This window comes from Kitasatospora sp. NPDC087314, assembly GCF_044744365.1.
Classification (GTDB): domain Bacteria; phylum Actinomycetota; class Actinomycetes; order Streptomycetales; family Streptomycetaceae; genus Kitasatospora.
This window is the reverse complement of the sequence record NZ_JBIUYE010000013.1, coordinates 228,778-252,342: the sequence shown is the minus strand read 5'-3', so window position 1 is coordinate 252,342 and position 23,565 is coordinate 228,778. Positions and strand designations below refer to the sequence as shown.

The 23,565-nt window shown below is 73.6% G+C and carries 18 protein-coding genes; 12 read left to right on the top strand and 6 right to left on the bottom strand.

What is annotated here, in order from left to right; translation table 11 throughout:
* Window positions 1–75 precede the first annotated feature (75 nt).
* Genes ACIO5E_RS27870 through ACIO5E_RS27860 form a run of 3 tightly spaced genes read right to left on the bottom strand, consistent with a single transcriptional unit; the run spans window position 76 to window position 3,439 of the window.
* Complete coding sequence (locus ACIO5E_RS27870; RefSeq protein ID WP_400672845.1) at window positions 76–1,413, bottom strand: Y4yA family PLP-dependent enzyme; 1,338 nt, start codon at window positions 1,411–1,413, stop codon at window positions 76–78.
* Window positions 1,404–2,393, bottom strand: coding sequence for an ornithine cyclodeaminase family protein (locus ACIO5E_RS27865; protein WP_400672842.1), 990 nt, complete (start codon window positions 2,391–2,393; stop codon window positions 1,404–1,406). The genes ACIO5E_RS27870 and ACIO5E_RS27865 overlap by 10 nt, the downstream gene beginning before the upstream one ends.
* Before the next feature lie 56 nt (window positions 2,394–2,449).
* Window positions 2,450–3,439 carry a TauD/TfdA family dioxygenase gene (locus tag ACIO5E_RS27860; protein ID WP_400672840.1) on the bottom strand — a complete coding sequence of 330 codons (990 nt, stop codon included), beginning with the start codon at window positions 3,437–3,439 and terminating at the stop codon, window positions 2,450–2,452.
* 367 nt (window positions 3,440–3,806) lie between these two features.
* On the opposite strand from ACIO5E_RS27860, the gene ACIO5E_RS27855 reads away from it, so the two are divergent.
* The 4 genes from ACIO5E_RS27855 to ACIO5E_RS27840 are packed head-to-tail and all read left to right on the top strand — an operon-like array spanning window position 3,807 to window position 8,654.
* Window positions 3,807–5,369, top strand: a complete 1,563-nt coding sequence (locus tag ACIO5E_RS27855) for an ABC transporter substrate-binding protein (RefSeq protein ID WP_400672839.1) — start codon at window positions 3,807–3,809, stop codon at window positions 5,367–5,369.
* Complete coding sequence (locus tag ACIO5E_RS27850; protein WP_400672993.1) at window positions 5,354–6,373, top strand: ABC transporter permease; 1,020 nt, start codon at window positions 5,354–5,356, stop codon at window positions 6,371–6,373. The genes ACIO5E_RS27855 and ACIO5E_RS27850 overlap by 16 nt, the downstream gene beginning before the upstream one ends.
* Window positions 6,370–7,191: an ABC transporter permease gene (locus ACIO5E_RS27845; protein WP_400672836.1), complete on the top strand. Its 822-nt coding sequence runs from the start codon at window positions 6,370–6,372 to the stop codon at window positions 7,189–7,191. Before ACIO5E_RS27850 ends, ACIO5E_RS27845 begins: the two co-directional genes overlap by 4 nt.
* A complete protein-coding gene (locus tag ACIO5E_RS27840; RefSeq protein WP_400672834.1) occupies window positions 7,188–8,654 on the top strand; it encodes an ABC transporter ATP-binding protein in 1,467 nt (488 codons plus the stop codon). The genes ACIO5E_RS27845 and ACIO5E_RS27840 overlap by 4 nt, the downstream gene beginning before the upstream one ends.
* A gap of 43 nt (window positions 8,655–8,697) precedes the next feature.
* On the opposite strand, the gene ACIO5E_RS27835 is transcribed toward ACIO5E_RS27840, so the two are convergent.
* A complete protein-coding gene (locus tag ACIO5E_RS27835) occupies window positions 8,698–9,186 on the bottom strand; it encodes a universal stress protein (protein WP_400672832.1) in 489 nt (162 codons plus the stop codon).
* Between the two features lie 145 nt (window positions 9,187–9,331).
* Window positions 9,332–11,569, bottom strand: a complete 2,238-nt coding sequence (kdpB, locus tag ACIO5E_RS27830) for a potassium-transporting ATPase subunit KdpB (protein ID WP_400672830.1) — start codon at window positions 11,567–11,569, stop codon at window positions 9,332–9,334.
* Between the two features lie 374 nt (window positions 11,570–11,943).
* Here kdpB and ACIO5E_RS27825 point away from each other — a divergent pair, with 374 nt between their 5' ends.
* The 3 genes from ACIO5E_RS27825 to ACIO5E_RS27815 all read left to right on the top strand — a co-directional run bounded on the left by ACIO5E_RS27825 (window position 11,944) and on the right by ACIO5E_RS27815 (window position 15,854).
* Window positions 11,944–12,147, top strand: a complete 204-nt coding sequence (locus tag ACIO5E_RS27825) for a hypothetical protein (RefSeq protein WP_400672828.1) — start codon at window positions 11,944–11,946, stop codon at window positions 12,145–12,147.
* A gap of 41 nt (window positions 12,148–12,188) precedes the next feature.
* Window positions 12,189–13,553: a diaminopimelate decarboxylase gene (gene lysA / locus ACIO5E_RS27820; protein WP_400672826.1), complete on the top strand. Its 1,365-nt coding sequence runs from the start codon at window positions 12,189–12,191 to the stop codon at window positions 13,551–13,553.
* A 300-nt stretch (window positions 13,554–13,853) separates the two neighbouring features.
* Window positions 13,854–15,854 carry a transglycosylase domain-containing protein gene (locus ACIO5E_RS27815; RefSeq protein WP_400672824.1) on the top strand — a complete coding sequence of 667 codons (2,001 nt, stop codon included), beginning with the start codon at window positions 13,854–13,856 and terminating at the stop codon, window positions 15,852–15,854.
* Between the two features lie 66 nt (window positions 15,855–15,920).
* Here the strand turns inward: ACIO5E_RS27815 and ACIO5E_RS27810 are convergent, their stop codons facing one another.
* Window positions 15,921–17,183, bottom strand: coding sequence for a hypothetical protein (locus ACIO5E_RS27810; protein ID WP_400672821.1), 1,263 nt, complete (start codon window positions 17,181–17,183; stop codon window positions 15,921–15,923).
* Between the two features lie 395 nt (window positions 17,184–17,578).
* Here ACIO5E_RS27810 and ACIO5E_RS27805 point away from each other — a divergent pair, with 395 nt between their 5' ends.
* The 5 genes from ACIO5E_RS27805 to ACIO5E_RS27785 all read left to right on the top strand — a co-directional run bounded on the left by ACIO5E_RS27805 (window position 17,579) and on the right by ACIO5E_RS27785 (window position 23,558).
* Window positions 17,579–18,922 (top strand): ABC transporter substrate-binding protein, encoded by a 1,344-nt coding sequence (locus tag ACIO5E_RS27805; RefSeq protein WP_400672820.1) that lies wholly within the window; start codon window positions 17,579–17,581, stop codon window positions 18,920–18,922.
* Window positions 18,919–19,854: a carbohydrate ABC transporter permease gene (locus ACIO5E_RS27800; protein WP_400672818.1), complete on the top strand. Its 936-nt coding sequence runs from the start codon at window positions 18,919–18,921 to the stop codon at window positions 19,852–19,854. The genes ACIO5E_RS27805 and ACIO5E_RS27800 overlap by 4 nt, the downstream gene beginning before the upstream one ends.
* Window positions 19,851–20,678 carry a carbohydrate ABC transporter permease gene (locus ACIO5E_RS27795; RefSeq protein ID WP_400672816.1) on the top strand — a complete coding sequence of 276 codons (828 nt, stop codon included), beginning with the start codon at window positions 19,851–19,853 and terminating at the stop codon, window positions 20,676–20,678. Before ACIO5E_RS27800 ends, ACIO5E_RS27795 begins: the two co-directional genes overlap by 4 nt.
* Before the next feature lie 2 nt (window positions 20,679–20,680).
* Window positions 20,681–22,399 (top strand): glycoside hydrolase family 36 protein, encoded by a 1,719-nt coding sequence (locus ACIO5E_RS27790; RefSeq protein WP_400672813.1) that lies wholly within the window; start codon window positions 20,681–20,683, stop codon window positions 22,397–22,399.
* A 115-nt stretch (window positions 22,400–22,514) separates the two neighbouring features.
* A complete protein-coding gene (locus ACIO5E_RS27785; RefSeq protein ID WP_400672810.1) occupies window positions 22,515–23,558 on the top strand; it encodes a LacI family DNA-binding transcriptional regulator in 1,044 nt (347 codons plus the stop codon).
* Window positions 23,559–23,565: the final 7 nt, after the last annotated feature.

Genomic DNA, 23,565 nt, shown 5'->3' with positions numbered 1-23,565 from the left:
GGGACTCCGCGGGGACGGTGTGAGCGGGGACGGGGTAGGTAGGGACTCGGTGAGCAGGGCCGGGGTGGGCGGGGGTCAGCGGTCGAGGCGCCAGCGCGGCCGGTGGCCGTCCGCCGGATGGTCGATGACGACCTTGGGCGGCAGCGGCAGTTCGTGGAAGGGGGACTCGTTGGAGTCCATCTGGTAGCCGGCGGTGTTGGGGTAGACGAGCAGGTCGCCCGGGCGGGGGCGGGCGGGGAAGGCGATCTTGCGCCAGGTCAGGAGGTCGGAGTCGAGACAGCTGGCGCCGCCGACGCAGGCCGGGTAGGGCCCCGCCGCGGCGTCGGCGCGTGCGGTCAGCAGCAGCGGCTCGGGCAGGTACTCGCTGGCGAACCACTGCTCGGACAGGCTGAGGCTGGTCCCGTCGACGGTGACGATGCCGTACCCGGCGCGGTCCTTGACGCCCTGGACGCGGAAGACGGAGGAGCCGGCGCGGTCCAGCAGGGCGCGCCCGGGTTCGAGCAACAGCGTCACCCCGGACTGCCGCAGCCGTTCGGCGAGGGTGGCGCCGGTGCCGCCGGGGCGGGCGGCGAGGATCGAGCGCAGCGCGTCCGCCCCGGCGACGGGGGAGTGGTAGGGGTAGAAGTCGGCTGCGGTGAAGGCCTTGTGGGCGTGGTAGTGCTCCGGCCCCTGTTCGGCGAGGAAGGCGTGCCAGTCGTCGGCGGGGACGTAGTCGACGGGAAAGCCGCCGCCGATGCTGATCCGGTCGGCCTGGAGGCCCAACGCCCTGGCCTTGAGGCAGAGTTCGACGAGCTCCCCGGCGAGGTCGGCGCGCGGCCGGATCTCGTAGCCGGACAGGTGGAAGCTGAAGCCCTCCATCCGGACGGTGGGCCCGGCCGCGACGCAGCGCGCCAGCGCCTCGTGCAACTGCGCCTCGTCGAGCCCGAACCGGCTGCCCGGCTGGGCCGACGGGTGGCGGCGCAGCAGCACCCGGACGGGGCGCTCGCCGTTGAGGGCGAGGAGGCGGTCCAGTTCGTCGAGGGCGTCGACGGCGATCAGCGCGCCCTGCCGGGCGGCGACGCACAGGAGCCGGTCGTTCTTGGCGGGCCCGGTGACGACGAGGTCCTCGCCGCGCACGCCGTGGCCGAGGGCGTCGCGCAGTTCGCCGAGGGAGGCGACGTCGACGCCCGCGTCGGCCGCGGCGCAGCGGTCCATGAACACGGCGGCCTTGTTGGCCTTCTTGGCGTAGTAGACGAGGCCGTCGACGCCCGCGTCGGTGAGGGCGGTGCGGAAGGCCGCCAGGTTGGCGTCGAAGCGTTCCGGCAGCAGGTAGTGGAACGGGCCGCCGAGGCCGTGGGCGAGTTCGGGCAGCAGGCCGCTCGCGTGCAGGCGGGCGGCGAGCGGGTCGGGGTGCGCGGGCAGGCTCAGCGCCACAGGGCGACCTCGGTGCCGAGGTGCTGGGCGGCGGCGAGCTGGGCGAAGCGGTGGCCGAGCGCGATGTCGGTGACGACCAGTCCGCTGTTGTAGGCGAAGATGCGCTGGTCGGGGCTGGTGCGGGCGGTGGCGGCGCCGGAGACGGCGGCGGGCAGCTCCAGGTCGACGGCCGGGAACGTGCCGTCCGGGTCGGCCATGTCGGTGCCGGTGACGTGCATCTGGGCCTCGCTGGTGGCGATCACCCGGTCCGCGCGGTGCAGCGTGGAGGGGGCGAGGCCGTGGCCGACGAGGATCGACACGGCGCCGGGCCTGAGCCACTCGGCCTCGACGGCGGCGGGGGTGTGGCCGCCGGCGGTGGCGACGACGATGTCGGCGTCGGCGGCGGCGCTGCGCAGGTCGGTGACCAGTTCGAGCTCGCGGTCGGGGAAGCGCCGGGCGAGTTCGGCGCGGACGGCGGCGATGCCGTCGGGGTGGGTGCCGGACAGCAGCAGGCGCTCCAGCCCGGGCAGGGTGGTGAGCAGGAAGGGCAGGGCGAGGCGGCCCTGGGTGCCGGTGCCGATCACCAGCGCGGTGCGCGGGTCGGGCGCGGCGCACTCGCGGGCCAGCAGGGCGGAGACGGCCGGGGTGCGCAGCGAACCGATCCGGGAGCAGTCCATCATCGCCACCGGCAGGCCGGTGACGTCGTCGTAGATGGTCAGCGTCGTGTAGTAGTGCTGGCGTTCGCGGCTGTCGTGCAGGCCGTGTTTGTAGGAGGTCTTGACGGCGACGATGTCGCGGGAGCCGTCGCGGCCGAGCATGGCGTAGGAGACGGAGTGGCCGTCGGCGGGCTTGACGGTGAGTTTGCGCGGGTTGTCGGACAGTCCGGCGGCGAGGGTGCGGTAGGCCTGTTCGACGGTGTCGACGACGTCGGCGAGGGTGATGTCCAGGCCGGCGAGGTCGCTGGTGGAGAGTACGCGCAGGGTGGTGTCGTCGCGGTCCACGGGCGGGCCCTTTCGAGGTGGGTGGTGGTGGGGGCGGGGCTCACGGCCCAGGCGGCCTAGACGGCCCAGGCGGTGAGGGCGGCCTGGCCGTAGCCGTGCTCGTCGTGCTCGGCGGTGGGCCGGGTGGGGCGCCCCTCGACGCGGGCGGAGGCGCGCTTGAGCCAGCGGTCGGTGCCGTCGTAGCGGGCCCGGAACGGCACCCGGCCGTGGACCACGATGTCGTTGTCGACGACCAGGATGTCCCCGGGCTCCAGGCTCACCGCGACGGAGACGCGGGCCAGTTCCTCGCCCAGGCGCCCGTACGCCTCGCGCCATGCCTGGTCGGTGCCGTCCAGGGGCGTGTAGGCCGGGTCGTAGCGCATGGTCAGACCCTCGGGGGAGTCGAAGAGCGTGGGCACCGGCGCGGGGCGGCCACCGTAGTGCCGGGCCTGCTCGTACGCGTCGTCGGGCAGGATCGGTGCGACGGGGCGCCGGAGTTGGTCGACGTCCGACTCGGCGAGCCCGGTCAGGCGCACGCTGGCTGCGGTGGTGGCGATCCGGTCGTGGTTGCGCAGGCAGCAGAGCAGCAGGAGGTGTGCGCGGCCGGGGTGGAAGGCGTCCTCGGTGTGCGGAGTGAGCAGGACGGAGCTGGAGGCGCCGGTCTGCTCGCCCTCGTGGCCTGGCGAGGGCACGATGTTGTGGACGAACCGGCCGTCCTGCTGGCCGTCCCAGGCGATCGGGGTGCCCATCAGGGTGGAGACGAGCAGCAGCACCACGTCCCAGCCGGCGCCGGCGTCCTCGACCTTCGACCAGTGGGCCGGGGTGGGGCCGAGGCGGGCGTCGTCGACGGTCAGGCCGCGCAGGACGAACAGGCCGTCGGCGGTGTCGACGGGACGCAGGGTGTGGCGCAGGGCGGGGCTGAGGGCGGCGCACGCGGTTGGCAGGTCGGCGAGCAGTCCGGGGCTGGTGGCGGAGCCGTGGCGGACCAGCAGGGCGTCGGCGGCGCCGGTGAGTTCGGCGACGGCGGCGGCATCGAGCGGGCGGACCGGTGCGGGGCAGGCGGGCACGGGGGCACCTTCCAGGAGTGGCGTGGGCAGGTGTCGGCGGCCGGGCGACGATCGAGAACCTAACAACCGGTCTTAGGTAAGGCAATCCTTACCAGTGAGTCCGGCGGAGTTCCGGTGGCGGTGTGATCGCGTACGTGTACGGAGGAGTGGGGGTGGGGCTCAGTTGCCGTTGTGCGGGCGTGAGTTGGATCACGGCTGGGCCGGGGCGCCCTTGCGCCATTCCGGCGCAGGTGGGTTGCGCTGGGCTGTGATTTTAGGATAGGCAAACCTAAGCATTTTCGCTTGAGCCTGCTTCAGGGCTGTTCCAGCCTCGTCGTGCTCAACCCCCCGCTCAACCCCGCTCCACCCGGAAACGAGGACGTACGACGTGAGCGTCACCAGACGACAGCTGATGTGGGCCACCGCCGGAATCGGCGCCGCCGGGGTGCTCGCCGCCTGTGGCGGCGCCAAGCCCGGCGCCGGGAGTACCGCCCCGTCCTCCGGCGCCGCGGGCGAACAGCCCCGCAGCGGCGGCACGTTGAAGATCGGCGCGCTCGGCCGGGCCTCCGCCGTCACCCGGGATCCGCACGGCACCCAGTCCAACGAGAGCGACTACCTGATCATCAGCCTGCTCTACGACACGCTGACGATCCCCGGGGACACCACCAACACCGCCCCCCGGCTCGCCGCTTCCTGGAAGCCCTCCGAGGACCTCAGGACCTGGCGGTTCACGATCGCCGACGGCGCCACCTTCCACGACGGCACCCCCGTCACCGCCGAGGACGTCGTCTGGTCGCTCAAGCGCCTGCGCAACACCCCCTCCGGCAAGAGCCGACTGCCCGGCATCCAGCCCGAGGGCATCCAGGCCGAGGACGCCAGGACCGTCGTCCTGGTCTCCGACTACCCCAACGCCGAACTGCCGCTGCTCACCCGGCTCACCACGTTCGTCCTCAAGAAGGACACCAAGGACGACGCCCTCGCCGGCGCCCCCGGCACCGGCCCGTTCAAGCTCGACTGGTACCGCGACGGCAACGCCCGCCTCGTCCGCAACGACCGGTGGTACGGCGGCAAGCCGCCCCTGGACGCCGTCGAGGTCCGCATCTTCGAGAGCCCCCAGGCGATGGCCAACGCCCTGCTCGCCGGGCAGATCGACGTCGCCTCCAACGTCGGCGCCGTCGCCGCCCGCACCGCCGAGGCCCGCAAGGACGTCCAGATCCTGCGTCGCCCCAACGACATGGCGATGCCCGTCGTCATGCGCACCGCCGACGGCCCGTTCGCCGACGCCCGGGTCCGCGAGGCACTGCGCCTGGCGGTCGACCGCGACGCCATGGTCAAGCAGGTCCTCTCCGGCTACGGCACCGTCGCCAACGACATCCTCGGCACCGGCGACCCGGTCTACGCCAAGGACGTCCCGCAGCGCAGGCGCGACCTCGACAAGGCCAGGCAGCTGCTCGCCGAGGCCGGCTTCGACACCGGCAGGACCTACGACCTGATCACCACCGAGGACATCGCCGGCCTCGCCGAGTCCGCGACCCTCTTCGCCACCCAGGTCCGCGAGGCCGGCGTGAAGATCAACGTGGTCAAGCAGGACTCCAAGGTGTTCTGGGACGCCACCTGGCTCAAGGGCCAGCTCTACACCAGCTACTGGGGCACCAACGACTCGGTGGTCTTCTTCGCCTCCAAGACCATGCTCTCCGACGCCGGCCAGAACGAGGCCGGCTGGAACGAGCCCGCCTTCGACGAGGCCTACCGCAAGGCCATGGGCACCGCCGACGCCACCGAGCGCGGCAAGCTGCTGCACCAGCTCCAGGAGATCGAGTACGCCGGGTCCGGCTACCTGCTCTGGGGCATGGCCGACGGCATCGATCTCGCCGGCTCCGCCGTCCGGGGCCTGCCCACGCTGCCCGGCTACGGGCGCGTCCAGCTCGAAAAGACCTGGCTGGCGCGTTGACCACCGCCTCGGTGACGCCCACGCACACTCCCGCCGGGGGCGCCGCCGCGTCCCCGGCGGGGCGGCTCGGCGGCCTCGGCCGGGTCGGGCTGCTCGCCGCCCGCCGGATCGGCCTGCTCGCCGTCCTGCTCGCCGCCGTCTTCGCGGCCGTCGAACTGCTGCCCGGCGACGCCGCCGGCGCCACCTCCGACCGCGGCGCGAGCGCCGCCGAGGTGGCCGCCCGCCGCGCCGCCCTCGGGCTCGACCGGCCACTCCCGGAACGCTTCTGGGACTGGATGACCGGCCTGCCCACCGGCGACCTCGGCACCACCGCCCACGGCGAACCGGTCACCTCCGTGCTGGCCGGACCCTTCCCCAACACCCTGCTGCTCGGCGGCCTCGCCCTCGCCGCCAGCGTCCTCGGCGCCCTCGCCCTCGGCGGCTGGGCCGCGCTGCGCCCCGGCGGCCGCGTCGACCGGACCATCGCGGTACTCGCCACCGCCGCCTTCGCGCTGCCCGAATTCGTGCTCTCCGTCGGCCTGTTGCTGGTCTTCTCGCTGTGGACCGGCTGGCTGCCCGCAGTCACCCTCACCGGCGCCGACGGCGCACCCGCCTCCTGGGACATGATCGTGCTGCCCGCCCTCGCCCTGGCCGTCCCGCAGATCGGCTGGAACACCCGGATCGTCCGCGGCGCCCTCGCCGACCAGGCCGCGCTGCCGCACGTGCGGGCCGCCGTCCTGGACGGACTGCCCCGCCACCGCATCCTCACCCACCACCTGCTGCCCGGCGCCCTGCCCGGCATCGCCGTCGCCACCGCCACCTCGGCCGGCATGCTGCTCGGCGGCGCCGTCGTGGTCGAGACGCTGTTCAACTACCCCGGGATCGGTGCCGTCCTCGCCGGGGCGATCGCCGACCGGGACACTCCGCTGGTGGCCGGCGTGGTCGCCGCGGCCGGGGCCGCCATCAGCGTCCTGCTGCTCGCCGCCGACCTGATCCGGGAGCGGGTCCTGGGGGTGCGCGGATGAGCACCCTGCCCGAGCGGCGCCGCCGGGTGCTGGTCCGCGCCCTGCCCGCCCTGCTGCTGGTCCTGCTCGCGCTCGCCGGGCCGCTGCTCGCCCCGCACCCCGTCGACCTGCCGCTCACCGCGCCCTACGGGGCCCCGGACGACCAGGCCGTGCTCGGCGGCGACCAGCTCGGCCGCGACGTGTTCAGCCGCCTGCTGCACGGCGGCGCGCCGCTGATCGCCACCGCGCTCGCCGTCGCCGTGCTGGTCACCGGCGCCGCCACCGTGCTGGGCGTGCTCGCCGTGCTGCGCCCGCGGCTCGGCCGCTGGGTCGAACGGACCGCCGACGTCGCCATCCTGCTGCCCGCCGTGCTCGGCATCATGCTGATCGCCCTCGCCTGGCCGGCCGGCGGCCGCCTGGCCGTCGCCGCCGCGGCCGTGGTGCTCGGCACCCCCTACGCCGTCCGGGTGGTCGCCGCCGCGGCCGCGCCGATCGCCGCCACCGGCTACGTCGAGGCCGCCGCGGCCGGCGGCGAACGGCTCTGGTACCTGGTCACCCGCGAGATCCTGCCCAACCTGCGGGCCACCGTCCTCGCCCTGTTCGGGCTGCGCTTCGTCGAGGGCGTGTACGTCGTCTCGGTCGCCGCCTTCCTCCAGCTCGGGCCGCAGCCTCCCGAAGCCGACTGGGCGCTGATGATCCGCGAGAACTCCGCCGGGATCCTGCTCAACCCGTCGGCGGTCGCCGCGCCGTGCCTGGCCATCGGCCTGCTCGCGGTCAGCGTCAACCTCGCCGCCGACGCCCTGGCCCCCACCCGGACCGACTCGGAGGCAGCGCTGTGACCGACACCCCCACCGCCCGCGTGGACCGGCTCGCCGTCGCCCTCACGGACGGCACCCCGCTGCTCGCCCCGGTCAGCCTCGACCTGCGCCCCGGGCGGGTGCACGCCGTCACCGGCCCCTCCGGCGCGGGCAAGACCACCCTGCTGCACGCCCTCGCGGGCGCCCTGCCCGCGGGCGCCCGCGCCACCGGACGGGTCACCGTCCTCGGCCAGGACGTCCTCGACCTCGCCCCCGAACCGCTGCGCCGGCTGCGCCGCCACCGGATCGCCTTCCTCGGCCAGGACCCGGGCTCCGGCCTCAATCCCCGGATGCGGGTCGCCAAGCTGCTCGCCGAGACCGCCGTCGACCGCAGCCCGCAGGCGCTGCGCGAGCTGCTCGCCCAGGTCCGGCTGCCCGCCGACCAGCAGCTCGAACGCCGCCGCCCGGCCGCCCTGTCCGGCGGCCAGCAGCGCCGCGTCGCCCTCGCCCGGGCCCTCGCCCGCCGCCCCGACCTGCTGCTCCTCGACGAGCCCAGCGCCGGTCTCGACCCCGGACTGCGGGACGAGATCGCCGACCTGCTGCGTGAACTCGCCCGCCGGCACGGCATCGCCGTCCTGCTCTCCAGCCACGACGCCGCCTTCGTCGCCCGCTGCGCCGACGAGGTGCTCGCCCTCGCCCCGGCCCGCCCCGGGGCCGTCCCCGTCCGGGCCGCCGCCCAGGCCGCCGTACGGACCGCCCGGCCCGGACCGGGTGAACCGGGCTCGGACCGCGCCGCCGCCGGACTGGCCGCGCTCGGCGTCGACGCCCACGTCGGGTACGGGCGCGGGCGGCGCCGGATCCTCGCCGGGGTCGACCTGCACCTGGCGCCCGGCAGCTGCACCGGCATCACCGGCCCCTCCGGCGCGGGCAAGACCACCCTGGTCCGCGTCCTCGCCGGGCTCCACCCGCCCACCGGCGGCACCCTCACCCTGGACGGCGCCCCGCTGGCCGGCTCGCACCACGCCCGCACCCGCGAACAGCGCCGCCGCGTCCAGCTCGTCCCGCAGAACCCGCTCGGCGCGCTCAATCCGGCCCGCACCGTCGGCGCCACCCTCACCAGGCCGCTGCGGTTGCACCACGCCACCCCGCACGAGCAGTGCCCCGGTCGGATCGCCGAACTGCTGGCCGCCGTCGACCTTCCGGCCGACCTGGCTGCCCGGCACCCGCACGAGCTGTCCGGCGGCCAGCGTCAACGCGTCGCCATCGCCCGGGCGTTGGCGGCCGAACCGGACGTGCTGCTGTGCGACGAGGTGACCTCGGCGCTGGACGCCGACACGGCGGCGGGCATCATGGCCCTGCTGGGCCGGCTGCGCGCCGAGCACGGGGTGACCTTGGCGCTGATCAGCCACGACCTGCCACTGGTGCGCGAACACGCGGACGCGGTCGTCGAGTTGGGGCCGGCTCCGGACGCGATGGCGCCCGCCGGCTCGGCGTGGGTGAGGTGACGCGCCGAGCCGGCGGGCAGGCTGTGGGCCGGCGGACGGCGGGTCAGACCCGTCCCAGCAGGGGCAGCGGGGCGCCGGTGCGGGCGGGGAGTTCGAGCCGGGTCAGCAGCGCGGAGGGCGACACCTCGACCACCGGGCAGCTCGCGCGGTGGCGGCAGTGCCGGGCCACCGAGCCGTGCCGCAGCCGGTCGAGGCGGCGGCGGGTGGCGGCGCCGAGGACCAGCAGGTCCGCCGGCCCGGTGACGGCGCCGACCAGGGCCGGCCCCGGCTCGGCGTTGACCACCAGCGGGTGGATGACCAGGCCGGCCGGGTAGCCTCCGTAGGCCTGCTCGAAGGCGATGTCCAGCCGCCGCCGGGCGGCGTGCTCCAGTTCGGACAGCGGGCGCAGCCCGTCCCGCTCGCTCGCGGTCCAGGCGGCGACGGGCACCAGCACGGCCTCGTGGCGGGCCGCCTCGCCGACGGCGTGGTAGAGGGCGGCCAGACTGCTCAGTGATCCGCTCAGGCCGACGATCACTCGGGTGGTCCCGGTCATGGCCGTTCGCCTCCGTCTCTCCGGGTCGGTACTCCCAAGCTTCGAATGACTCCAGTGAACCCCGGAACCGGTTCGTCCGTACCGCCGCTGACACCACCATGACGCCGGCCGCGGACTTCTTGACGGCCTCCTGACAGCCGCCGGGTCAGCCGAGCCCGGGCACGAACTGGATCAGCAGGTCGATCGCCTTGATGCCGAGGAACGGCAGGACCAGCCCGCCCAGTCCGTACACCCGCAGGTTGCGCCGGAGCAGGTCGGTGGCGGAGGCGGGCTGGTAGCGGACGCCGCGCAGGGCCAGCGGGATCAGCGCGATGATGATCAGCGCGTTGAAGATGATCGCGGAGGCGATCGCCGAGGTGGGGCTGTGCAGTTCCATGATGTTGAGGTGGTGCAGGCCGGGGTAGGAGCCGGCGAACATCGCGGGGATGATCGCGAAGAACTTCGCCACGTCGTTGGTGATCGAGAAGGTGGTCAACGCGCCCCGGGTGATCAGGAGTTGCTTGCCGATCCGGACGATCTCGATCAGCTTCGCCGGGTTGGAGTCGAGGTCGACCATGTTGCCGGCCTCCTTGGCGGCCGGGGTGCCGGAGTTCATCGCCACCCCGACGTCCGCCTGGGCGAGGGCGGGGGCGTCGTTGGTGCCGTCTCCGGTCATCGCCACCATGTTCCCGGCGGCCTGCTCGCGCCGCAGGTGGGCGAGCTTGTCCTCGGGGGTGGCCTCGGCGAGGAAGTCGTCGACCCCGGCCTCGGTGGCGATGGCGCGGGCGGTGAGCGGGTTGTCGCCGGTGACCATGACGGTGCGGATGCCCATCCGCCGCAGCTCGGCGAAGCGTTCGGCGATGCCCTCCTTCACCACGTCCTTGAGCTCGACCACGCCGAGCGCGCGGGCGCCGTGCCGGTCGTGGACGGCGACCAGCAGCGGGGTGCCGCCGGCCTCGGCGATCCGGTCCACCAGCGGCTTGGCCTCCATCGGCATCCGCCCGCCGGACTCCACCACCCACCGGGCGACGGCACCGGCGGCACCCTTGCGGATCAGGCAGCCCGTCCCGTCGGGCCAGCTGAGGTCGACGCCGCTCATCCGGCTGTGCGCGCTGAACGGGACGGGCCGCTGCTCGCCGAGTTCGCCGGGCGCGCGGGGCGGCACCCAGTACTGACGGTTCGTCAACTCGACGAGTGAGCGGCCCTCCGGCGTCTCGTCCGCGACCGAGGCCAACTGGGCCGCCTCGGCGAGCTGTTCGGTGCTCGCGCCGGGCAGCGGGTGCAGTGCGACGGCCCGGCGGTTGCCGTAGGTGATGGTGCCGGTCTTGTCGAGCAGCAGCACGTCGACGTCCCCGGCGGCCTCGACCGCCCGGCCGGACAGGGCGACCACGTTGCGCTGCACCAGGCGGTCCATCCCGGCGATGCCGATCGCGGACAGCAGCGCGCCGATGGTGGTCGGGATGAGCGCGATCATCAGGGCGACCAGCACGACGGTGGTCTGCGGCGCGTGCGCGTAGATCGCCATCGGCTGGAGCGAGACCACGGACAGCAGGAAGACGATGGTGAGCGAGGCGAGCAGGATGTTGAGCGCGATCTCGTTCGGGGTCTTCTGCCGGTCGGCCCCCTCCACCAGGGCGATCATGCGGTCGACGAAGCTCTGCCCCGGCCGGGAGGTGACCCGCACGACCAGGTGGTCGGAGAGCACCCTGGTGCCGCCGGTGACACCGGTGCGGTCGCCGCCGGACTCGCGGATCACCGGCGCGGACTCCCCGGTGATCGCCGACTCGTCGACGGAGGCGACGCCCTCGACCACCTCGCCGTCCTGCGGCACGACCTCGCCGGCCGGCACCAGCACCACGTCGTGCAGCATCAACTGCTCGGCGGGGATGACCTCGTGGCGGTGGTCGCTGGTGCCGACCCGCCAGTGCAGCAGCCGCCGGGCGGTGGTCCCGGCCTGGGCACGGCGCAGCGACTCGGCCTGCGCCTTGCCCCGGCTCTCGGCGACGGCCTCGGCGAGGTTGGCGAACAGCACGGTCAGCCAGAGCCAGAAGCCGATCACCCAGGCGAAGACGCTCGGGTGGATCACCGCGCTGAGGGTGGTGAGCGCCGAGCCGGTCTCCACCACGAGCATCACCGGGTTGCGCATCATGGTGCGCGGGTGGAGCTTGCGGACGGCGGCGGGCAGGGCCTCGGCGAGCTGGCGGCGGGTGATGAGCCGGCGCCGCCCGCCGGGCTCGCTCGGCCGGTGGCTCGGGTGGTGGTGCGGGTGCTGGTCGGACCGGTGGTCCGGTCGGCGGTCCGCTCGGTGGTGCGGGGACTGCTCGGGGACCCGTGCCGGGCGACGGAACCAGTCGGTTCGGGCGGCGGTGGTGGTGTCCGGTGGGGTGAGGGCCGAACGGCGCATCGTCTCGGGGGACCTTCCGGGCCGCCCCGAAGCGGCGGGACGGCGTGCTCGGTGGCGACGGGGACGGCGCACAGCCCACCATCGGATCCCTGCCCGTCCCGCACCTCTTGACGCGGACTTGGCGCCGGGGCGGGCGTCCTTGACAGCTCTCTGACACGCGAGTGGATCGGCCGTTCGGGTGTGCGAGCGGCCGTTCGGTCGAGGGTCTGCGGCAGTGGATGCCGGGCGGGCGGCGGCGGATGTCAGGAAGGCGTCAAGGATGCCCGGCGGCGCGTAGGCCGCGCGTCAAGGCCCGGTGCGATCCGCGGCCGGTGGGGATCCACTGAATCGAGGGCCGCACCACGGCGGCCCGCCCGAGCCCCGAGGAGCCTCCCGTGAGCAGCACGATCGCCACCGCCGTCGAGCAGCCGACGCGCCGCCTGGTCCGCCTGGTGTCCGCCGCCGGCCGCCAGGACCGCCAGGACGGCCAGGACCGCCAGGACAGCGCCGAGCCGCCGCATCCTGCGCCCGCGGCCACGGTCGGCCACGACCGCGGTCGCCCGGCGCACTGCCGGATCGCGATGCATTTCGAGGACTGACCGGCCCCCTGCACCCCGCCCCACCCCCTTGGAGTACCGCCATGACCCAGCTCACCGCCCCGGCCTTCCCCGTCCCCTCGACCGTCCCCTCGACCGCCCCCGCCGACGCGCTCGGCGGCCCCTGGCCGGCCTCGGCGCGGCCCGGTCCCGGCGGAGACGTGCTGGTCGGCGGGGTGGGGCTGGCGGAGGCCGCCGAGCGGTTCGGCACCCCGCTGTACGTCCTGGACGAGGCCGAGGTGCGGGGCCGCGCGCGGGCCTACCGGCGGGCGCTGCCGCACGCCGAGGTGCTGTACGCGGCCAAGGCCTTCCTGTGCAGCGCGATGGCCGACTGGGTGGCCGAGGAGGGGCTGGGCCTGGACGTGTGCTCCTCCGGCGAGCTGTGGCTGGCCGCCTCGGCGGGCTTCCCGGCGCAGCGGATCCTGCTGCACGGCAACGCCAAGTCCCCGGAGGAGCTGCGGCTGGCCCGGCGGCTGCGGGTGGGGCGGATCGTGATCGACGGCCCGGCCGAGATCGCCCGGCTGGCCGCGCTGGTGGCCGCCGACACCCCGCAGCGGGTGCTGGTCCGGGTGGTGCCGGGGATCGCGGCCGGGCACCACGCGGCGGTGCGGACGGGCGTGGGCGGACAGAAGTTCGGCTTCCCGATCGAGGGCGGGGACGCGGCCGACGCGATCGCCCGGGTGCTGGCTCAGCCCGGGCTCGAACTGGCCGGTCTGCACTGCCACCTGGGCTCGCAGATCACCGAGGTGGAGCCGTACCTGCGGGCGGTGGACGCGCTGGTGCGCCTGCTCGCGGAGATCCGGGCGCAGCACGGCGTGGAACTGCCCGAGCTGGACCTCGGCGGGGGCCACGGCATCCGCTACCTGCCGGGGGACGCCGAGCTGGACGTCGCCGACTTCGCGGTGCGGGTGACCGACCGGCTGGCGGTGCGCTGCGCCGAGGCGGGCCTGGAGGTGCCGCGCCTGATCGTCGAGCCGGGCCGCGCGGTGGCCGGGCCGGCCGCGGTGGCGGTGTACCGGGTGCTGTCGGTGAAGCACACCGCGGACGGCCACTGCTTCGCCGCCGTGGACGGCGGGATGAGCGACAACCCGCGCCCGGCGCTGTACGGATCTCCGTACAGCGTCCGGCTGGTGGGCCGCCGCTCGGAGGCGGGCGCCGCCCGGGTGGACGTGGTGGGCCGCCACTGCGAGGCCGGCGACGTGCTGGTGCGCGACGCCGTCCTGCCCGCCGACCTGCGGCCGGGCGACCTGCTGGCCGTCCCGGCGGCCGGGGCGTACCAGCTGTCGATGGCGTCGGGCTACAACCTCGTCGGCCGCCCCGCCGTGGCCGCGGTGAAGGACGGCCGGGCCCGGCTGCTGATCCGCCGCGAGACGGTGGAGGACTTCCGCCTGCGCGAGGTCGGGAGGTAGGCCTGCGCGGCGGTTCGTCGTTCCGCCCGGCCACCGGCCCCCAGCACTGACCACCCGCCGGCTCGACACCCCGGTTCGCCCGATCCGCGCGGTCGTTCACGTCACCGCCTGATCCACCGCCCGCCTTCGGCCGTACGTGTCGGCGCCCGGGTCAACGGCTCTGCGAGGGCGTTCGGTTGAGGTCGCGGGCCGCGGACTTTATGACCATGATCACACCCGTTCCGGTCTGCCGTGATGCGGCCCCCATCGCGTCTGAGTGTTCGGAGGACCTGTCCCCACGAGCGAATCGGAGACCGGACTGTGTGTGCTGACCAAGGCGACGGGGCCGAGGACGAGAAGCCCGGACGTCGGCGATGGCGTCCGTCGCGGTGGATCAACTACCCGCGCAGAGGGCGGCGCGGGGTCCGCCGTTGGCTTCCGTCCTGGCGGCTGCTGCTCCTGGTGGCGGGGACGGGGGCGGTGGTGCTGGCGGGATGGCTGGCCTGGTTCTACCGGACCACCAAGGTCCCGGAGGACCTGAACGCCTTCGCCACCCAGCAGAACAACGTCTACTACTGGGCGGACGGCACCGAGATGGCGCGGATCGGCCAGACCAACCGGCAGGAGGTGCCGCTCGACCGGGTGCCGCAGTCGGTGCAGTGGGCCGTGCTGGCCGCCGAGAACGAGACCTTCTACTCGGATCCGGGGATCTCGATCACGGGCATCGGCCGCGCGGTCTACCAGATGGCTTCGGGCGGTGACACCCAGGGCGGCTCGACCATCACCCAGCAGTACGTCAAGAACATCTATCTGAACCAGCGTCAGGACATGTCCCGCAAGCTCAGCGAGATGGTCATCGCGATCAAGCTGGACCAGCGGATGAGCAAGCAGGAGATCCTCGAAGGCTATCTGAACACCAGTTGGTTCGGGCGCGGCAGCTACGGCATCGAACGTGCCGCGGCGGCGTACTACGGCAAGGACGTCTCGCAGCTCGATCCGAGTGAAGGGGCCCTCCTGGCGGCCCTGTTGAAGGGGGCCGGGCAGTTCGATCCGGCGCTCAGCGCGGAGAACCACCAGCGGGCCGAGGACCGGTGGTCCTGGATCCTGGACCGGATGGTGAAGGCCGGCAAGCTCTCGGCCGCCGAGCGCGCCAAGTACACGGTGTTCCCCGAGCCCAGGCCCCAGCCGAAGTCGGCGGGGCTGAGCGGACAGATCGGGTACCTGGTGGACATGGCCAGGACCTACGTGGAGAGCCACAGCGACATCACGGCGGCCCAGTTCGACCTCGGCGGCCACCAGATCCACACCACCTTCGAGAAGCCGAAGGTCAACGCCCTGGCCGCCGCGGTGCAGGACGCCACCAAGGGGATCGACCCCGGCAACCGCGAGGCCGACAGGTTCCTGCGGGTCGGCGCCGCGTCGGTGTCCCTCGACGGGCGGATCGTCGCGCTCTACGGCGGCCCCGACTACCTGAAGCAGGGCTTCGACAACGCCAACACCTCCTCGGTGCCGGTCGGTTCGGCCTTCACCCCGCTGGTGTACGCCGCCGGCCTCGGCCAGGGCGTGCAGCGCCAGCGGGGCGGCAGCCGTACCCCGGTCCTGCCCACCACGACCTACGACGGCGACAACGGGGTGAACGTGATGACCCCGGAGGGGCCGTACTGGGGGCGTGACGGGAAGATCGTGAAGACCGCCAACGACGGCAAGCGGGACTGGGGCACGCTCACCCTGAGGAGCGCGCTGGAGCAGTCCGTCAACGGGCCGATGATGCAGCTCGGCATGGACGTCGGCCTGGAGCAGGTGCAGAAGACCGCCGTGGACCTGGGCGTGCTCCCGGCCACTATGGGGGAGTTGGTGCCGGCCTTCGGGGTCGGGAACTCCATGCCGAGCGCGATCAGGACCGCCGACGCGTACGCCGCCTTCGCCGGGGGAGGCCGCCACACGGACCCGTACTCGGTCCTCGGGATCACCCGGAACGGCGAGCAGCTCGCCCTGCGCCTGCCGACCGCCGCGCAGGCGCTGACCCCGGCGGTCGCGGCGGAGGTGGACGCGGCGCTCAAGGGCGCGGTCCGCACTGGCAGCGCCACGTCGGCGGCGGAGGCCGGCCCCGACGTCGCCGGGAAGCCCGGCACCACCGCGGACCGTACGGCGGGGTGGTTCGTCGGCTACAACGGGCAGGTGTCCACGGCGGTCACGGTCTTCCGGGCGGACCTGAAGGACATGAAGCTGCTCTCACTGGAGGGGGTGGGCGGCGCCGCCCCGGACACCCCGGACTCCGCGCTGCCCACCCGGATCTGGACCTCGTACATGAAGACGCCGTAGGGCCGGGCAGGTCCGGCCCGCCGCGGGGCCCGTGACACCACGGGCCCCGCGGCCGCCGGGACCGGGTCACTTGACCAGTCGTGACCAGTCGGCCGGCTGCCCGGGGTCCAGGCTGCGCAGCTTGTCGAGCACCTTGGGGTCCTGGGCGTCCAGCCAGTCGGCGACCTGGCGGAAGGAGACGCAGCGGACGCCGTCCCGGTTGCAGACGCTCTTCATCACGTCCTCGATGGCCTGCATGTAGATGCCGCCGTTCCAGGTCTCGAAGTGGTTCCCGATGAAGAGCGGGGCCCGGCTGCCGTTGTAGACCCGTTCGAAGCCGCTGAGGTAGCTCTCCCGGGTCTCCTTCTCCCAGGTGGCGTACTTCTTCGGGTCGCCCTTGGTGTCGTTCCCGGACTGGCCGGCCAGGAAGTTGAAGTCCATCGAGAGGCCCTGGGTCGACTTGCCCGGGTAGGGCAGCAGCTGGAGCGGGAAGTTCCAGATGCCGCCCTTCTTGGTGGGCCAGACCTGGAACTCGCCCGGCGAGCTGGCGTCGTACCGGAAGCCCGTCGCCTTCTCGGCCGGGAGCAGGGCCTTCTGGCCCTCCAGGCAGGGGGCGCGGCCGCCGACCAGCTCCTTGGTGTAGTCGAAGGGCAGCGGCGGCAGGTTCTTGAAACCGGTGTTGGTCTTCCAGTTGGTGACGAAGGAGATCGCCTGGTCGAGCTCGCTCTTCCACTCCTCGGTGCTCCACTCGCCGCCGCCCTTGGCGTTGCAGAAGTGCCCGTTGAAGTGGGTGCCGATCTCGTTCCCGTCCTGCCACGCCAGGCGCAGCTGCTCCAGGGTGTCCTTGATGTGGGCGTCGGTGGCGAAGTCGATGGAGGCGGCGCCGGCGTCGTGCTGCGGCGGGTGGTAGAGCGTGCGTTTGGACTTGGGCAGGGTGTAGATGCCGCTGAGGAAGAACGTCATCTGGGCGTTGTTCTCCGCGCCCAGCTTGCGGAAGCGCGAGAACAGGTGGTCGTCGCCCTCCAGTGCCCCGTCCCAGGAGAACACCACGAACTGCGGCGGCTTCTCGCCGGGCTTCAGCTTCTCCGGCGTGGCCTGCCTGGGCTGCGGGCCGGTCTCGGAGGTGGAGCCGTCGCCGAGCACCTTGACCTGGCCGTCCCAGGTCGGCGTGGGGGAGGGGACGGGGTCGGGGCTGGGGCTGGCGGGCGGCGTGTCGGTCGGGTCGGGCGTGGGGCTCGACGGAGCGGCGTCGGTGGCGGTCGGTCTGCCCTTCGCGTCGGAGTCTCCCGCGACCAGGGCCGCGACGACCCCCACCGCCAGCAGGACGGCCACGCCTCGAACAGCCCGCACCATTGCCTCCTTTTCTCCGACACCCGGTCAGATGGTGTTCGGAAAGTTGTTCCTACAGTCCGTTGTTGGTCGTCTTCGCCTAACGCTCCTTCGGTGGTGCGGGGTTGCCATGACTGCTGCGGATCTTCGCCCTGTGGTCGGCGCGCGGGCTGGTAACAGATCGGTTTCGGAGCCCACCCTCCCCGCGCCCGGGTCTTGACGAAGCGGGGAGGGTGGGCGTTTGCTGTGACCCGCCCGTTCGAACCTGTTTGGTTCCGGTCTGTTTTGTGTATTTGAACGTTCAAAACCAGCACGACGCCCCTCGCGCTCGCCATCCCCCCGCTCTCAGTGCTCCCGCCCTCACCACCCCCCTTCTCGCGCTCCCCGACCCTCGCCACCCCACCGAGAGGAATGCAATGTCACACCTTTCTCGTCGCGATCTGTTCCGCGCCTCAGGGGCGGGTCTGCTGGCCCTGGCGGCCGGCGGCGCGCTCACGGCCTGCGGCGACTCCGGTTCGGGGGGAGCCCCGGGCGGGGACGCCGACACCGGCACCATCACCGTCTGGTCCTGGGCCGCGGCCGCCGTCGCCCTGCGCGGGGTCGTCCCGGCGTTCGAGAAGGACAACCCGGGGATCAAGGTCGACGTCCAGGACATCGGCAACCCGGCCATCTGGGACAAGATCACCGTGGGCCTGGCAGCCGGCGGCCAGGGCCTCGGCGACGTCCTGCACATCGGCTGCGACTACCTGCCCGGCTACCTGGAGAAGTTCCCCGGCGGCCTGGCCGACCTCTCGGCGTACGGCGCCGACGCCCACCGGGACAAGTTCGCCAAGGGCCTGTGGCCCGTCGTCAGCGGCAAGGACGGCCACGCCTACGCGCTGCCCTGGGAGGTCAACCCGCTCGGCTTCTTCTACCGCAAGGACTACTTCGACAAGGCCGGCATCGACCCCACCGTCTTCGCCACCTGGGACGACCTGATCGCCGTCGCCGACCGCTTCAAGGCCGCCAACCCCGGCATCTCCCTGATCGGCATCAACAAGGCCGCCAACCCCAGCCCCGACCTGGACTTCGTACAGTCCCTGATGCAGCTCCAGGGCGCCTTCTACTTCGACCTCCAGGGGAAGATCACCCTCGGTTCGGATCCCGGCGTCCGCGCCCTGGCCGTCGTCAAGCGCCTGGACGACGCCGGGATGGTCGCCGACGCCCCCGGCGACCAGGGCTGGGCCACCCTGATGAAGGCCGGCAAGCTCGGGGTCGCCCCGGTGCCCGCCTGGGCCGCGCACTACCTGGAGGCCAAGTTCCCCGACCAGAGCGGCAACTGGCGCCTCGCCAAGCCCCCGGCGGTCACCCCCGGCGGCAAGCGCACCGCCCTGGTCAACTCCACCCACCTGGCCGTCGCCGCCTCCAGCCCGCGCCGCCGGGCGGCCTGGAAGTTCGTCGAGTACGCGCTCACCCGCCCCGCCTCGGTGAACGGCATGTTCGCCGCCGGCGGCGTCTTCCCCGCCCTCACCGCGGCCTACGCCGACCCGACGTACTCCGCGCCCAGCGCCTACTACGGCGGCCAGCCGGTCCTGCAGACCTTCGCCGAACTCGCCACCGACGGCGGCGACCCCACCAACTACTCCGGCGACTACGCCCGAGCCCTCAAGCTCGCCGGCGACGCCCAGACCAAGGTCTTCCTCAAGGGCGGCGACCCGGCCGCCGTCCTCCAGGACGCCGCCAAGCAGCTCGCCCAGCAGACCGGGCGCAGCATCGCATGACCGCCGCCACCGCACCCGCCGTCCAAGCGGACCTGACGAAGCAGCGCGCCGCGCGGGCGTACCGCCGGGCCCGGCTGCGCCGCACCGCCCTGCCCTACCTCCTCCTCGCCCCCGCCCTGATCACCTTCGGGGTGTTCAAGGCGTACCCGATCATCGACTCGCTGCTGCTGTCGTTCACCACCGGCTCCGGCGCCGCCACCCACAGCGCGGGCCTCGCCAACTACCGCCGCCTGCTGGACGACCCGCTGTTCTGGACGGCCCTGAGCAACACCGGCCAGATCCTCGTGGTGCAGGTCCCGCTGATGCTCGGGCTGGCCCTGCTGATGGCCGTCGGCATCAACTCCGTCCTGGTCCGCTGGCGCGCCGTGTGGCGGCTCGGCGTCTTCATGCCCGCCGTCACCGGCCTGGTCGCCACCGGCGTGATGTTCGCCTTCCTGCTCAACACCGACCACGGCGCGGTCAACTGGCTGCTGGACGCCGTCGGCCTGCCCACCGTCGACTGGCTCGGGCAGCCGTTCTGGGCCCGGATGTCCGTGGTCCTGGTGCTCACCTGGCACTACACCGGCTACAACGCGGTCATCTATCTGGCCGGCCTGCAGGGCATCCCCAAGGAGCTGTACGAGGCCGCGATGGTCGACGGGGCCGGACCGATCCGGCGCTTCACCGCCATCACCGTCCCGGCGCTGCGCCCGGTGCTGCTGTTCACCGTCGTGCTGTCCACCATCGGCACGCTCCAGCTCTTCGACGAGCCGTACGTGCTCACCGGCGGCGGCCCGGACAACGCGAGCCTCACCGTCTCCATGTACCTGTACCAGAACGGCTTCCGGTACTTCGACTTCGGCTACGCCTCCGCCATCGCCTACGCGCTCACCCTGCTGGTGTCGGTGCTCGGCGCGGTCCAGATGCGCCTGATGGGAGAGCGCGACAGATGAACGTCAAGAAGCTGCGCGGCTGGCCGCTGACCTTCCTCCTGGCGGGCATCACCGGCCTGTCCGTCGGCCCGTTCTACTGGCTGGTGATCGCCTGCACCCGCAAGGACACCGAGATCTTCGACTGGCCGCCCAAGCTGCTGCCCGGCGGCCACCTCGGCGAGAACCTGGACCGTCTGGAGCAGAAGATCGGCCTGCTCCGCGTGGTCGGCAACTCGCTGCTGGTGGCGGGCATCCAGACCCTCGGCGCGCTGGTCGTCGCCCTGCTCGCGGGCTACGCCTTCGCCAAGTTCCGCTTCCGGGGCCGGACGCTGCTCTTCGGGCTGCTGCTGTCCACCCTCGTGGTGCCCGAACAGGTCATGCTGGTCCCGCTGTTCAAGATGATGATGAGCTTCGGCCTGCTCGACTCCTACCAGGCGCTCATCCTGCCGGGCCTGTGCGTGCCGTTCGCGGTGTTCCTGATGCGCCAGTCGCTCACCAGCCTCCCGGACGAGTTGCTGGACGCGGCCCGGGTCGACGGCGCGGGCGAGTTCCGGGTGCTGTGGAGCGTCGTCGTGCCGGTCATGCGGCCGGTGCTGGCAGCGCTGTCGATCTTCCTGTTCCTGGGCTCCTGGAACCAGTTCGTCTGGCCGCTGATCGCGCTGCGCAGCCCCGGGATGCACACCCTGCCGGTGGCCCTCGCCACCCTGTACGGCAGCAAGAGCACCACCGACTACGGCGCGATCCTCTCCGGCACCGCGCTGTCCACCCTGCCGATGATGGTCCTCTTCCTGGTCCTCCAACGGCAGTTCATCTCCGGCCTGCTGGCCGGCGCCACGAAAGGCTGAGCATGGCCGAGATCTGGGAACCGCACGCCCCGACCGCCGCCGGCGGCCTGCGCCCGCTGCACGCCGAGGGCCTGGACCTGCGGGTCAGCGGCCCGGCGACCGCCCGTACGGTGGGCGACGGCGTCGTCGAGGTGACCGCGGAGGGGAAGGGCGACGTCCGGATCGAGTGGCGGGTGCCGTGCGTCGACGCCACCTCCTTCTGGACCCCCGAGTCGCGCGGCACCGGCTGGCTGCCCGCCGTCTGGAGCGCCCCGCGCCGCACCGGTCTGGCCAACGGCGCCCCGATCGCCGCCCTGATCGGCACCGGCGACGTCGCGATCTGTGCCTTCGCCGCCGAGCGCGCCGACGTGCTGGCCGGCGCCGGAGTGCTGGAGGAGACCGGCGAGTTCCGGTTCTGGGCCCAGGCCGCCGACCGGCTCACCGTCCGCATCGACACCTCCCGCCGGCACTTCGCCCGCTGCCTGGCCGGCCTCGCCGACTGGTGGTGGACCGGCCGCGAGGCCGACGTCCCCGCCGCCGCCCGCCGCCCCGCCTACTCCACCTGGTACTCGATGCACCAGGACATCACGCCCGAGGGTGTCGAGACCCAGGCCGCGCTCGGCAGGGAACTCGGCCTGGAGGTCATCATCGTCGACGACGGCTGGATGACCGCCGACCGCACCCGCGGCTACGCGCACTGCGGCGACTGGGAGCCGGTCTCGCTCCCCGACACCGCCGCCCACGTGCGGCGCGTCCACGACCTCGGCGTGCGGTACATGCTCTGGTACGCGCTGCCGTTCATCGGCAAGGACAGCGCCGCCTTCGAACGGATCGGCCGGTACGCGCTCGCCGACGCCGCGCACATGGGCGCGATCGTCGCCGACCCGCGCTACCCCGAGGTCCGTGAGTTCCTGACCGGCCGGCTCGCCCGCGCCGTCGAGGAGTGGGGCATGGACGGGCTCAAGGTCGACTTCGTCGACTGGTTCGCCCGGGTGGAGGCGCCGCCGGTCGGCCCCGAGGCGGACTGCGAGAGCGTCGACGAGGGCGTCGAGCGGCTGCTCGCCGCGATCCGCGGCCGGATCACCGCGGTCGATCCGGAGGCGATGATCGAGCACCGCCAGCCGTACGTCAGCCCCGGCCTGTGGCCGTACGTCACCATGATCCGCGCGACCGACTGCCCGCTCAGCCCGCAGGAGAACCGGCAGCGGACGATCGACGTGCGACTCGCCGCCGGGCCGGTGCCGGTCCACGCGGACATGCTGATGTGGCACCCGGCCGAGCCGCCGGAGCAGATCGCCTGCCACCTGATCAACGTGCTGTACTCGGTGCCGCAGATCTCCGTCGACCTCGCCGCGCAGAGCCCCGGGCAGCGCGCGGCGATCGCCTTCTGGCTCGGCGTCTTCCGCGAGCACGCCGACACCCTGCAGCTCGGCGAGCTGCGCCCGGCCCGGCCCGACCTCGGCTACCCGATGGTCACCGCCGACGGCGGCGCCACCGTCGTGGTGGCGCGCTACGCCGCGCTGCCGGTGGACGCCTCCGGGGACGGCTGGCGCACGCTGCTGGTCGCCAACGCCGACGTCGACCCGGACGTCCGGCTGACCGGCGGTGGCGGGACGGTGCAGGCCACCGTGCAGGACGCCCGAGGGCGTATCGTCCGGCAGGGCGAGGTCGAGCTCGACCGGGCGGACGCCATCCCGGTGCCGCGCGGCGGGCTGCTGACCCTGCACCGTCCACTGGTCTGACGGGACGGCCACCGGCCTGCCGGATCGGTGGCCGTCCGGCAGGCCGGTGGCGTCCCGACAGACCGCTGCCGGTTCGACAGATCGACCGCCTGAGCCACCGTCCTGGGAGTCTCCGATGCCCGAGGGAACACGCCGACCGCGCCGCGGCGCCACCACCATCGAGGAGGTCGCGCGCGCGGCCGGGGTGTCCCGGCAGACCGTCTCCAACGCGCTCAACGCCCCCCAGCGGGTCCGGCCGGACACCCTGGCACGGGTGACCGCGGCGATCCGAGAACTCGGCTACCAGCCCGACCAGTCGGCGCGCTCGCTGCGCAGCGGCGCCCGGCGCACCATCGGCTACCTCGCCCCGGTGGACGACCCCTTCGATCCCAACCCGTTGATGGCCGGCTTCCTGGAGGCGCTGGTCGACGCGGCCGGGGCGCAGGGGCAGCGGGTGCTGCTCTTCCGTCCGGGACAGGGCGGGGGGCGGGGTGCCGGGCCGGGGTCGGCGGACCCTCGGGAGGCCATCGACGAACTGGTGGCGGCCCGTCAGGTCGACGGCCTGGTCCTGGCGGACGTGCTGCACGACGACCCCCGGATCGGGCACGTCGCCCGGGTCGGGGTGCCGTTCGTCACCTTCGGACGGACCGCTCCGGGGGAGCCGCAGCACTGGGTGGACATCGCCAACGACGCGGCGATGGCCGTGGTGGTGCGCCACCTCGCGGCGCTCGGCCACCGCCGGATCGGGTACGTCGGCCGCGCCGGGGAACTGCCCTGGATGGCCGCCCGCCGGGCGGGCTTCCTCGCCGAGGCGGGCCGGCTCGGCCTGTCCGCGGTGGAGGCGGCGCGGCCGGACGTGGCGGCCGTACGGGAACTGTTGCGCGGGCCCGAGCGACCGACCGCCTTCGCGGCGGCGAGCGACCTGCTGGCGCTGGACGTCTACGAGGCGGTCCGGGCGGAGGGGCTGGTGGTCGGGCCGGCCGGGGTGGCGGTCACCGGCTTCCACGACACGCCGCTCTGCCGCCATCTGCACCCCGCGCTGACCTCGGTGCGGCTCCCGCTGCGGGCGATCGCCGCCGCGCTGGTCGGGCGGCTGCTCGACCAGGTGCGGGGGGAGGCACCGCCGGCGGCCGGGCTGGAGCTGCCCGCCGAGCTGGTGGTGCGGGCCAGCTCGGGGTGAGCCGATG

Bases quoted from the DNA above. Each gene is read 5' to 3' on its own strand.
- ACIO5E_RS27835 (WP_400672832.1), bottom strand. From the start codon at position 9,186: ATGACCGGGACCACCCGAGTGATCGTCGGCCTGAGCGGATCACTGAGC.
- ACIO5E_RS27805 (WP_400672820.1), top strand. From the start codon at position 17,579: ATGTCACACCTTTCTCGTCGCGATCTGTTCCGCGCCTCAGGGGCGGGT.
- ACIO5E_RS27845 (WP_400672836.1), top strand. From the start codon at position 6,370: ATGAGCACCCTGCCCGAGCGGCGCCGCCGGGTGCTGGTCCGCGCCCTG.
- ACIO5E_RS27800 (WP_400672818.1), top strand. From the start codon at position 18,919: ATGACCGCCGCCACCGCACCCGCCGTCCAAGCGGACCTGACGAAGCAG.
- kdpB (WP_400672830.1), bottom strand. From the start codon at position 11,569: ATGCGCCGTTCGGCCCTCACCCCACCGGACACCACCACCGCCGCCCGA.
- ACIO5E_RS27795 (WP_400672816.1), top strand. From the start codon at position 19,851: ATGAACGTCAAGAAGCTGCGCGGCTGGCCGCTGACCTTCCTCCTGGCG.
- ACIO5E_RS27790 (WP_400672813.1), top strand. From the start codon at position 20,681: ATGGCCGAGATCTGGGAACCGCACGCCCCGACCGCCGCCGGCGGCCTG.
- lysA (WP_400672826.1), top strand. From the start codon at position 12,189: ATGACCCAGCTCACCGCCCCGGCCTTCCCCGTCCCCTCGACCGTCCCC.
- ACIO5E_RS27785 (WP_400672810.1), top strand. From the start codon at position 22,515: ATGCCCGAGGGAACACGCCGACCGCGCCGCGGCGCCACCACCATCGAG.